Origin of the sequence: Rouxiella badensis (assembly GCF_026967515.2) — a bacterium.
Taxonomy (GTDB): domain Bacteria; phylum Pseudomonadota; class Gammaproteobacteria; order Enterobacterales; family Enterobacteriaceae; genus Rouxiella; species Rouxiella badensis.
In genome coordinates this window covers 1,692,809-1,702,775 of sequence record NZ_CP114062.1, presented here as the reverse complement: position 1 = coordinate 1,702,775, position 9,967 = coordinate 1,692,809, and the positions used below count along the sequence as shown (strand labels likewise).

At 52.5% G+C, this 9,967-nt stretch carries 10 protein-coding genes; 7 read left to right on the top strand and 3 right to left on the bottom strand.

The annotated features are described in order from the left end of the window. Positions 1-33 precede the first annotated feature (33 nt). The gene (locus O1V65_RS07970) at positions 34-546 is read right to left on the bottom strand and encodes a PadR family transcriptional regulator (RefSeq protein ID WP_084912016.1); all 513 of its coding nucleotides are present in this window, start codon (positions 544-546) and stop codon (positions 34-36) included. A 501-nt stretch (positions 547-1,047) separates the two neighbouring features. On the opposite strand from O1V65_RS07970, the gene O1V65_RS07965 reads away from it, so the two are divergent. The 6 genes from O1V65_RS07965 to O1V65_RS07940 all read left to right on the top strand — a co-directional run bounded on the left by O1V65_RS07965 (position 1,048) and on the right by O1V65_RS07940 (position 8,155). Next, the gene (locus tag O1V65_RS07965; RefSeq protein ID WP_269130396.1) at positions 1,048-2,862 is read left to right on the top strand and encodes a tannase/feruloyl esterase family alpha/beta hydrolase; all 1,815 of its coding nucleotides are present in this window, start codon (positions 1,048-1,050) and stop codon (positions 2,860-2,862) included. Between the two features lie 139 nt (positions 2,863-3,001). Further along, entirely contained in the window at positions 3,002-4,105 is a 1,104-nt protein-coding gene (locus tag O1V65_RS07960; RefSeq protein ID WP_084912566.1) for an ABC transporter ATP-binding protein, read from the top strand. A 43-nt stretch (positions 4,106-4,148) separates the two neighbouring features. Next, complete coding sequence (locus O1V65_RS07955; protein WP_269130395.1) at positions 4,149-5,429, top strand: ABC transporter substrate-binding protein; 1,281 nt, start codon at positions 4,149-4,151, stop codon at positions 5,427-5,429. 10 nt (positions 5,430-5,439) lie between these two features. Continuing rightward, positions 5,440-6,351, top strand: coding sequence for a carbohydrate ABC transporter permease (locus O1V65_RS07950; RefSeq protein ID WP_269130394.1), 912 nt, complete (start codon positions 5,440-5,442; stop codon positions 6,349-6,351). Further along, positions 6,348-7,190 (top strand): carbohydrate ABC transporter permease, encoded by an 843-nt coding sequence (locus O1V65_RS07945; RefSeq protein WP_192503683.1) that lies wholly within the window; start codon positions 6,348-6,350, stop codon positions 7,188-7,190. The genes O1V65_RS07950 and O1V65_RS07945 overlap by 4 nt, the downstream gene beginning before the upstream one ends. A 14-nt stretch (positions 7,191-7,204) precedes the next feature. Further along, positions 7,205-8,155: a metallophosphoesterase gene (locus O1V65_RS07940; protein ID WP_017490822.1), complete on the top strand. Its 951-nt coding sequence runs from the start codon at positions 7,205-7,207 to the stop codon at positions 8,153-8,155. Here the strand turns inward: O1V65_RS07940 and O1V65_RS07935 are convergent. Further along, positions 8,089-8,850 carry a 2-phosphosulfolactate phosphatase gene (locus O1V65_RS07935; RefSeq protein ID WP_017490823.1) on the bottom strand — a complete coding sequence of 254 codons (762 nt, stop codon included), beginning with the start codon at positions 8,848-8,850 and terminating at the stop codon, positions 8,089-8,091. The two genes, O1V65_RS07940 and O1V65_RS07935, sit on opposite strands and share 67 nt — an antisense overlap. Then, entirely contained in the window at positions 8,822-9,049 is a 228-nt protein-coding gene (locus O1V65_RS07930) for a hypothetical protein (protein ID WP_269130393.1), read from the bottom strand. Before O1V65_RS07930 ends, O1V65_RS07935 begins: the two co-directional genes overlap by 29 nt. A gap of 544 nt (positions 9,050-9,593) precedes the next feature. Between O1V65_RS07930 and O1V65_RS07925 the strand changes: the two genes are divergently transcribed. Then, positions 9,594-9,878 (top strand): hypothetical protein, encoded by a 285-nt coding sequence (locus tag O1V65_RS07925; RefSeq protein WP_269130392.1) that lies wholly within the window; start codon positions 9,594-9,596, stop codon positions 9,876-9,878. Positions 9,879-9,967 lie beyond the last annotated feature (89 nt).

Below are 9,967 nucleotides of genomic sequence, written 5' to 3'. Positions count from 1 at the left end.
CAATAAAGGGATTATAAATACCCCTAATGACGATTAAGCTTCATTAATCTTTTTAGTGGCCTCCTGAATCGTTCTTGATATTTTTTCGACCTCGTCCTGGGTGATGTTTTCATTACGCATTTTAATTTTCACACTTGTTTTAAGGTTTTCGATTGCGTAATAAATCTCAGGATTCTTTACAGGATGTTTCGATAATTCCAATGCTTTAAGTCTTTCCAATGCATCGACCACTGTCTGTTTATGCTGCTCAAGATAGTGCTCACCGCTGCGGGTGATTGTGTACTTTTTTTTGGAACCATCAACGGCTTGCGCCACCGCGTAGCCAAGCTCTTCTAGCAGGGTCAGGTTCGGGTAAATCACACCGGGACTTGGACTGTAAGCTCCCATCGAATAGTGCGCTATCGACTTTATGATTTCATAACCATGCGTTGTATTAAGTCTTACAAAATAAAGAATCAGTAACAGCAGTTCTTCATTTTTAAACGTTTTACCCCGACGTTCCGGCATTTTTTTGTTTGGGGCGTGAATAGCGCTGGTTTTTCTCATCGGTAACACTGTCTCATTTGAAAAATAACTCTCAGGAACGAAAGGGTGATAAATCTGAAGATATATCTCGGACTCTCAGCGGTCAAGATATATCTTGGTTGATCTTTGCGTGCTTAATTGATTGATAATGAATGATAAATATCAATTGTGGAATTACTGTGAGGCCTGTTTTTGACCTTGGGCCAGAATGGGGGTAAATATGCTTAACGCTATGTTTTATCTTTGTTTATTTATTTCATCTTTCAAGGTGAAATTCAGACTATTTCTTAAATAAAACGCCAAGTGTAAAGAAATCGAAAATTTTGGGTTATTAAATATTAAGGAGTAAAGATAAAGATTATTTTTAATGAATCTCGAGATTTATCCATGAGTTATCAATACACATTTTGTATCATACCCGACTAAAAAAATTACCTGTTGCCTATAAAGGTCTACTATTAATTTGTTTCAAAGCTCTTAGTATTGATTTCTAATTAGTTGGCCCAAAAAGGAAGGGGTTTAATGATTTCAAAAAGCTTTACTCGACTCTGGCAAGGTGTCGCGGTATTTTCATTGTTTACCTTGGTCACAATGACCGAGGCTGCACAACAAAACGTGCCTGCCTCTGGCCCCTCTAAATATGTAACAAATCAACCTGCTGCCGCTGTAACAAGTCTGACGCCTGCCGGACTTATTTTGCCTGCGGTAAAATCGGTCATTGACTGTTCGGCACTGACTAAAACCGACCTTACTGCCCTCGGTGGAGAGGGAAGCCACATTATCTCGGCGAAAGAAACGCAGACCAATGGCAGCCCATTTTGCCAGGTTGACGGTGTGTTAAGCCCGGCTGTTGGCTTTAGGGTCATGCTGCCAACCACCCGTTGGATACAGCGTTATATGCAGATTGGCTGCGGTGGCCTTTGCGGGAGCATCCGAACTGAGGTTGGAGCTGCGGCAGGCTGTACGCCGCTTAATGCAAACGGCTTTGTGATAGGTGCCACCGATATGGGCCACGGCATGGATGACGACGCCTTTGGCAATTCTGCGCAAAAGCGCGTCGACTTTGCCTATCGCGCCCAGCATCTCACCGCACTGGTCTCCAAACAGCTGATCGCCGCCTATTATGGTCGCGGTCCAAGTTATTCATATTTTAACGGCTGCTCTGACGGCGGACGCGAAGCGCTGATGGAAGCGCAGCGCTATCCTGACGATTTCAACGGTATTATCGCCGGTGCACCGGCCATGAACCTTCAGGTGCAAAACGCGATATTCAACGCCTGGCTGGTGCTGGCCAACACCGGTGCCGAGGGCAAACCTGTCATTCTGTCCTCGCGTTTGCCGCTCATCCACAACGCGGTGCTGGCACAGTGTGACGCCGAAGACGGGCAGGTTGATGGTCTGATCTCCGACCCGCAGAGCTGTCATTTCGACCCTCAGGTGCTGAGTTGCAAAGCGGGAAGCAAGGACACGCAGAACTGTCTCTCCGAGGCTGAAATTACCGCATTGCGTAAAATATACGAAGGGCCGAAAGACCCGCAAAGCGGTCAGAAACTGATTGTCGGTGGCCCAATGCCGGGATCAGAACTGGCGTGGGGCGCCTCCTTTATACCCGCCACGGCCGATGCGCCTAACTTCAGTAAGACGATAGCGCTGAACACCCTGCAATATCTGGCTTATGTGAAGAATCCGTCGAAAACCCTCACGCTCAACGACGTGCAGTTCAATAAAGTCGGCTTGTCCGAGCTGGCGAAACTGCATCCACTGTATGACGCGACCAACCCAGACCTGAAAGCGTTCTACGAGGCGGGCGGCAAGCTGATTCTCTGGCACGGCTGGGCGGACGGCCATATTTCACCGGCCAACACGCTGGCTTATCATCAGGCGTTGGCGGACACGATGGGTGGCGCAACCCGCGATAAGTTTGAGCGACTGTATTTATTCCCCGGCATGCACCACTGTTCGGGTGGGGAAGGGCCAAGCCAGATGGACCTCCTTAGCCCGATGATGAACTGGGTGGAGCAGGGCATCGCCCCCGACGTCATTATCAGCTATCAGGCGGCGCAGAAGGTAACCACCCGCTTCGGCCAGCCGGGTGGCGCGCCGGGCAAAGGTGCACCGCAGGCTGTGCCGCCAAGAAGCCAAGGGATCACGCTTGAAACGCTGGCTCAGGGGGCGGCTTCGCGCCCGGTGTATCCTTATCCGTTTTATGCGGTCTACAGCGGCAAAGGCGACGTTAATTCGGCGGCAAGCTACAAACGTAAACGCCTGAAAACGGTGCCGACCCAGTATCCCTGGTTGGGTCAGGACTTCTTTAAACCCTATCAGTTTATTGAATAAGTAAACTCCCCATTGTCAGTCTCCCGCGCCTGTTGGCAGGAGACTGACGTTTTCGCCTAAGCGTCATTTCCCCGTCATAAAAAGGTCATCTCGACTCGCTAGCTTATGCCAATCACTCATTGCAGAGATGCAGAGCCTCATGAGCTATTTGTCACTTCACAACATTAGCAAGGTTTGGGGCAGCAAGACTGCACTCAATGACGTCAGTTTTGAGGTTAAAGAGGGGGAGTTCGTTGCCTTGCTCGGGCCTTCCGGCTGCGGAAAGTCCACCATGCTACGCACCATTGCCGGACTGGAGTTTGCCGACAAGGGTGCTATTCACCTCCAGCAGCAAGACGTGACGCGGCTAACGCCGTCGCAGCGCAAACTGTCGATGGTCTTCCAGTCCTATGCGCTGTTTCCTCACCTCAACGTGCGCGAAAACCTGCTTTTTGGCCTTAAGGCGCGTGGGGAGGACAAACGTCAGTTTGCTTCACGTCTGGAGGAAGTCGCGAGGCTGATGGAGCTGGATACGCTGCTTGACCGACTGCCGTCTCAGCTTTCGGGTGGGCAGCAGCAGCGCGTGGCGCTGGGGCGTGCGGTCATCGCCAATAACAAGCTGTGTCTGATGGACGAACCGCTGTCTAATCTTGATGCCAAGCTGCGCCAGAGCATGCGCCGCGAGATACGTGCGCTGCAGAAGAAATTGGGCCTGACCCTTATCTACGTTACCCACGATCAGACCGAGGCCATGAGCATGGCCGACAAGATTATCCTGCTCAACGACGGCAGCATCGAGCAGCAGGACACGCCTGACAACCTTTATAACAATCCCGCCACCGTTTTCGTTGCCCAATTTATTGGCGCACCGCCGATGAACATTCTGCCGCTGACTCGCAAACAGGCGCAGCACCAGTTGGGCGACCTGCGCGTGCCCGTTGTAGAGGATTATGCGCTTTCTGCGCTGAGCCTCGGGCTGCGTGCGGAGGATATTCAGCTCTGTGCGCCAGACAGTACCGAACTGAAAGGCAAAGTGCTGAGCTACGAATATATGGGGTCCGACACGCTGGTGGTGTGCAAGATTGCGCAGTGCCAGGCCACGCTAACGGTAAAAATTCCGGGGATGTGCCCTCTCAACGAAGGGAGCATTGTCGGGCTACATTGGCTGACATCGGCACAATATTTCTTCTCTACCGCCAACGGCAAACGCTGTTATCCCGTCGAAGAAAACGTGCTGGCGATGGAAGAAAAACTCGCTGTTTAAGGGCTTATTTTTGATTTTACTTTTACTTACTGAAGGGAAAACCATGCCTGTTTCAATGCGCTTATCACGTTTGGCTGCCGCGGTTCTGCTGCTTTCTACGACCTCTGCCTTCGCGGCCGATACCGTTAAACTGCAAATGTATTATCCGATAGCCGTCGGCGGGAAAATCAGCCATACCGTTGACGGCCTGGTTGCCGATTTCGAGAAAACTCATCCTGAGGTCAGCATTCAGCCGGTTTATACCGGTGACTATGCGACCACGGTGACTAAGGCACTGACCGCGTTTCGTGGAGGCAATGCGCCACAGATGGCGGTAATCGGCGATATTGAAGCCTATTCATTGATTGACGCCGGTGCCATTGTGCCGGTGAGCGACCTGGCGAATGACGCAGCGGGTAAGGCATGGATTGACGGATTCTACCCGGCCTTTATTCGTCACATTGACGGCAAGGTGTGGAGCATTCCGTTCCAGCGTTCAACGGTGGTGCTGTACTGGAATAAACAGGCTTTTGAGAAGGCGGGGCTTAACGCCGACGCCGCGCCTAAAAATTGGCAGGAAGTGGCCGATTTCGGCAAGAAACTGACCGTGCGTGACGGCAACGACGTCAAACAATGGGGCATTGAAATTCCTTCAACACCAAACGGTTACTGGAACTTCCAGGGTATCGCGGCGACCAATGGTGCACGTCTGGACAACGGCAAAGGCACGGCGGTCACCTTTAATACCCCTGCCACCGTTGAAGCGCTGCACTGGTTGACCGATCTGGCGCAGAAAGATGGCGTATCGCCGAAGGGGGCCATTGCCTGGGGCACCACACCGCAGGACTTTATCGACGGCAAGACGGCAATGATGGTCACGACGACCGGCAACCTGACGACGGTGCATGACAACGCTAAATTCCCGTTCGGCGTCGCCATGCTGCCTGAGAAAACCCAGCGCGGCAGCCCGACCGGCGGCGGCAATTTGTATATCTTCAAAAATGGCACTCCAGCGCAGCAAAAAGCCGCACTGGAATTTATTCAGTGGGTCTCTGCGCCTGAACAGGCCGCTCGCTGGAGCATCGCGACCGGCTATGTGGCGACGTCTCCGGCCGCCTGGGAGACTGACATCATGAAAAATTACGTGCAGAAAGTGCCTCAGGCGTTAGTCGCACGCGAGCAACTCAAATACTCGCAGCCGGAGCTCTCAACCTATAACAGCGTGCAGATTCAGGAGTTGCTCAACCACGCCATCGAGGCGTCGGTCACGCAGACTAAATCACCTGAAGAAGCCCTCGCCTCGGCACAGAAGCAGGCCGACCGTTTGCTAAAGTCTTATCAATAAGGGCACTGAGATGAGCACGCTGCATACCGTTGCCCCGATAGCCCGCAACAAAGGGTTGTCTCTCCCGCTCTATGGCTATCTGCTGATACTTCCTGCGCTGGGGTTGTTGCTGCTTTTTACCCACTATCCGGCGCTGGCAACGGTTTGGGAAAGCGTGTTTAGCGCGGCTCGCGGCGGTCATCCGGCCCACTTTGTCGGGCTGGATAACTACCGCGCGCTGCTGGACGACGACACCTTCATGTTATCGCTGCGCAATAATCTGCTTTACGCGGTCATTACCATTCCGCTGGCCGTCGGGCTGGCACTGATGATGGCGCTGGCGGTGAATCGCCGCCTGAGAAGCAATGCCTTGGTCCGCGCCGCCTTTTTCATTCCCTCGTTGCTACCGATGGTGGCTATTGCCAATCTTTGGCTGTTTTTTTATACCCCGCAGCTGGGGCTGCTTAACCAGCTGTTGTCATTTTTCTCGCTGCCAGCGGTCAACTGGCTTGGCGAACCGGGCACCGCGCTCTATAGCCTGATGGTGGTCTCGGTTTGGCGTGAGGCGGGATTTTTCATGATTTTTTATCTGGCAGCATTACAGCAGATTGACCCGCGACTGGCTGAAGCCGCGGAGATAGAAGGGGCTTCACGCGCCTATTTCTTCCGTCGTATTCAGTGGCCACTGCTGATGCCGACCACGTTGTTCATCCTGATTAACGCCTCGATGAATGCCTTTCGCATCGTCGACCAGGTGATTGCCATGACCAACGGCGGCCCGGACAACAGCACCAGCCTGCTGCTATTTTATATCTATCGCACGGCGTTTAGTTTCTGGGACCTGCCGTCAGCGTCGGCGATGACGGTGGTTTTACTGGTTATTTTGGGCGCTATCGCCCTAATTAAGTTCAACCTGCTGGACAAGAGGGCGCATTATCAATGAGTTTAACGATGACGGTATCTCCGGCGCGTCCCTTTTCCTACGCTCGCCTGTGTCTTAATCTGGCAATTTGTTGTGCGGCGCTGCTGTGGTTTTTACCTATTCTACTGTCGCTGTGGGTGGCTATCCACCCAGCCTCGGAGCAGGGCAGTTTTTCGTTGTTGGCGCCTTTGACCATGCAGAACTTTGTGCACGCCTGGCAGGCCGCACCTTTCGGTCGCTATTTCCTCAATACCACGCTGCTGGTGCTGATGATTGTAGTGTGTCAACTGATTCTGGCGACAATGGCGGCCTATGCGTTGGTGCGTTTTCGCCTCAAGGGCGCGGGGATTATATTTTCGCTCATTTTGCTGCAGTTGATGATAAGTCCCGACGTGCTGATTCTCAATAACTACCAGACTATCGGCGCGCTGGGCCTGCGCGACAGCCTGTTAGGCATCGCACTGCCTTACTTTGCTTCGGCGTTTGCAATTTTCCTGCTACGTCAGACGTTTAAAAGTATTCCGTTGGTGCTCGAAGAGGCGGCGATCGTCGAAGGTGCCAGCCGGTTTTATATCCTGCGGCGGATTTATATTCCGCTCGCCAAACCGATATACATTGCTTTCGCGCTGGTTTCGATAAGTTTTCACTGGAACGATTTTCTGTGGCCGCTGGTCATTACCGATTCGGTTAAGGTTCGCCCTCTGACCGTCGGGCTTCAGCTGTTTTCTGCCCCTGAACAGGGCGTGCAGTGGGCCTTGATAGGTGCCGCCACCATCATGACATCCTTGCCGCTGTTGCTGCTGTTTCTGGTATTCCAACGTCAGTTCGTGCAGTCATTCATGCGCGCCGGCATTCGCTAAGCAGGAGAACGATTATGACTATTTCCCTTACCGCCGAACAGCGCCAGATTCTGGGCCACGTCGCCGCACTTTATGAGGTGCCCGAACTGGCAGAAGTGGCGCATTCCAGCACCACGCTGCGTTTTGGACTGATAGCAGACCCGCAGTACGCCGACGCCGAGCCGGGCGTCAGTCATCCTCGTTTTTATCGCAACAGCCTGTGCAAGCTCGCCAAGGCCATTACCGAGCTCAACGATCATCGCCTGGAGTTTGTGGTCACGTTGGGGGATTTGGTTGACCGCGACTGGTCAAGCTTTGCGGCCGTGCTGCCCGTTTACGACGCGCTGCGCCATCCGCATGCGGTGGTTATCGGCAATCACGACGCGCAGGTGATTACTGAATATTTGGCTGAGCAGACGCCGGTGCTTGGGTTGCCCAAGAGCTATTACCAGTTTAGTCAACCGGGATACCGTTTTATCGTCATCGACGGCAACGATCTAAGTCTTTATTGCAATGAAGGCAACGGCGAGGAGCGCCACAAAGCGCAACAGGCTCTGAATGAACTGATTGACCAGCAGCGTCCACAGGCGCAGAGCTGGAACGGTGCCGTGGGCAGCCAGCAACTTGCCTGGATAGAGCAGGCCCTGCAGGAAGCTCAGGCTCTACAGGAGACCGTGCTGGTCTTTGGTCATTACCCGCTGGCACCGGAAAATAAACACAATCTCTGGAACTGCGACCAGCTGGTTGATTTGCTGTGTCGCTATGGGGTTCGCGCTTATTTCGCCGGTCATGACCATGAGGGTAACTATGTGCGGATAGGCAAGACCGACTTTATTACCCTTAAGGGGATGGTTGACGGTGCCGACAGGTTGCCGTTTGCGAGGGTCGAGCTCAAGGCCGGCGAGCTGACGGTTAACGGCTATGGTCCTGAAATCAGTCGCGTTTTGCCGTCGGAGATACCAACGAAGGCATCATCAACCAGCTGACAGGCCAAGTCGCTGACGTCGGGCTCGAGGCACAGGTCGACGTCAGCGGCAAAGCCACGCTCAATTAACTCTTGCGCGGAAGCGCACTCACGAAGACGGTCGAGCGGCGTTGCTCGATATACCGCCACCGCAGCTTCTGCTTCAGGGGACGGCGTTTTGCCCGCCAGATGCGCAATGATGCCGCCCGCGGCGGTGAGATCCTCAAGCGACGGACGTAAACTCCCGTCGGTCCATCTCTCGCCGCACGGCACCAGCAAAATCCTCGAAAAGCCAAGGCAGGCACGCGCCGTTGCCTTGAGGTTTCTCAAACTGCCACAGAATAGGGCGGTGGAGGCAGAAGCGACGGCTTTAGCCTTGAAGGTCGTCGCCGAGCCGTTGGGTGAAGGCAAAACCAGTCGGTTTCCTGCGCTCAGTTTCAGCAGCGACTGCGGGGAGAGTGTATACCCCGGACCGGAAAAACGACGGTCAACATGGGCCGCTTCGGCGTCTTTTTGCCGCGCATATTCCTGCGCAGTCTGGTCCTTCCACGGATAAGGAAACAGCAAGGCACCGCGGTCGCAGGCGATGCTCACGCAGGTTGAAAATGACATCACGTCAATAATCACAATGCAATCCACCTCGTGCGCCAAATTTTCGACGGCGGCAATACCCCATTCGAGGCGCACCTCATAGCCGGATTGTGAAAAATAGCTCACTGATTTCTATCCTCGGTAATCTTTCCAGCGTCGAGTTTAATGATTCTGTCGGCCAGATGAGGGGGTAAAGACCGACCAACACTTTCGCCAGCGTGGTTTTCCCGCTGCCCAGTGAAGCGTTACTAAAGCCACTCAGCAGGCTGGTGAACATGGCGACGAAAAGCAGTCCATGGGCATTTCGCACAAGATACATTAACATTTTTATTGAAGCTGTCTTGCTCTACGGCTTTTTTATGCCCAACACCGGTCTATCTTAATCTCCTCGGGTTTGCCGTCATCCCCGTCAATGTCCGTTTAGCACTATTTTCCCCTTTACAGCCAGTTTTGCCACATTTTGTCCGAATCAAGCCGTTTTATCGTTTCACCGTTACACTAGGGCAGCAACAGGCTAAACTTTACTTATTACGCGAAGACGTATTTGTATTGCTGCCAACAGGCAAGACTTTCAAGGCATTAGCGCTTCTTTGATTTCTTGAAAAAATATCATTCCACACCCATCAAGCTGCTTGCTTACTGAGCAAATTAGTTGTACAAAATTAATGCGTGATCTGTATCACGTTTGTCACGCAAGACCTCATAGCAACTGTGATCTGTCCTATACTTTAAGAAGGGCATCAATTGGCGCTGTCTCTGAAATTAGGCGCGTAGATGGCCCCTCAAAATTGTGTGTTCCAAATGTTTTTTGCATCAGGCGAAAAAGGGTTGTAACGACATTTAATCAATTGCTAGGAGGAGGAGAAATAATGTCTGAATACCATTATTTGCTTCTGGGCAGCCGCCGCCATGGACAAAAACATGTCGATGAAAATCACCAGTTTTCCCTGTTCTTTCGCGGAGATAACTCAGGCGAACTCGCTCAGGCAAAAGCAGAGCTCTATGGCGTGCAAAACGAACGCTATAAAGTCTGTCCAGAAAAATGTGCGGATGGGCACTGGTATCTGATTGGCTATTGCGGTGCTTGTCCTGACATTCCGCTGGATGAGAAGACGAACTTGTTAATTCACAAGAACATCAAGCCAATGATGTAAAGTCTTTGACAACGTTGTACGCATTAAGCCAAACCTCGCACCTGCGGGGTTTGTTGCTTTATAATACTCATTTCATTGATCCTCGCCGC

Excerpts from the sequence above, each read along its gene's own strand:
- O1V65_RS07970 (WP_084912016.1), bottom strand. The coding sequence starts at position 546 with ATGAGAAAAACCAGCGCTATTCACGCCCCAAACAAAAAAATGCCGGAA.
- O1V65_RS07965 (WP_269130396.1), top strand. The coding sequence starts at position 1,048 with ATGATTTCAAAAAGCTTTACTCGACTCTGGCAAGGTGTCGCGGTATTT.
- O1V65_RS07960 (WP_084912566.1), top strand. The coding sequence starts at position 3,002 with ATGAGCTATTTGTCACTTCACAACATTAGCAAGGTTTGGGGCAGCAAG.
- O1V65_RS07955 (WP_269130395.1), top strand. The coding sequence starts at position 4,149 with ATGCCTGTTTCAATGCGCTTATCACGTTTGGCTGCCGCGGTTCTGCTG.
- O1V65_RS07950 (WP_269130394.1), top strand. The coding sequence starts at position 5,440 with ATGAGCACGCTGCATACCGTTGCCCCGATAGCCCGCAACAAAGGGTTG.
- O1V65_RS07945 (WP_192503683.1), top strand. The coding sequence starts at position 6,348 with ATGAGTTTAACGATGACGGTATCTCCGGCGCGTCCCTTTTCCTACGCT.
- O1V65_RS07940 (WP_017490822.1), top strand. The coding sequence starts at position 7,205 with ATGACTATTTCCCTTACCGCCGAACAGCGCCAGATTCTGGGCCACGTC.
- O1V65_RS07930 (WP_269130393.1), bottom strand. The coding sequence starts at position 9,049 with ATGTTAATGTATCTTGTGCGAAATGCCCATGGACTGCTTTTCGTCGCC.
- O1V65_RS07925 (WP_269130392.1), top strand. The coding sequence starts at position 9,594 with ATGTCTGAATACCATTATTTGCTTCTGGGCAGCCGCCGCCATGGACAA.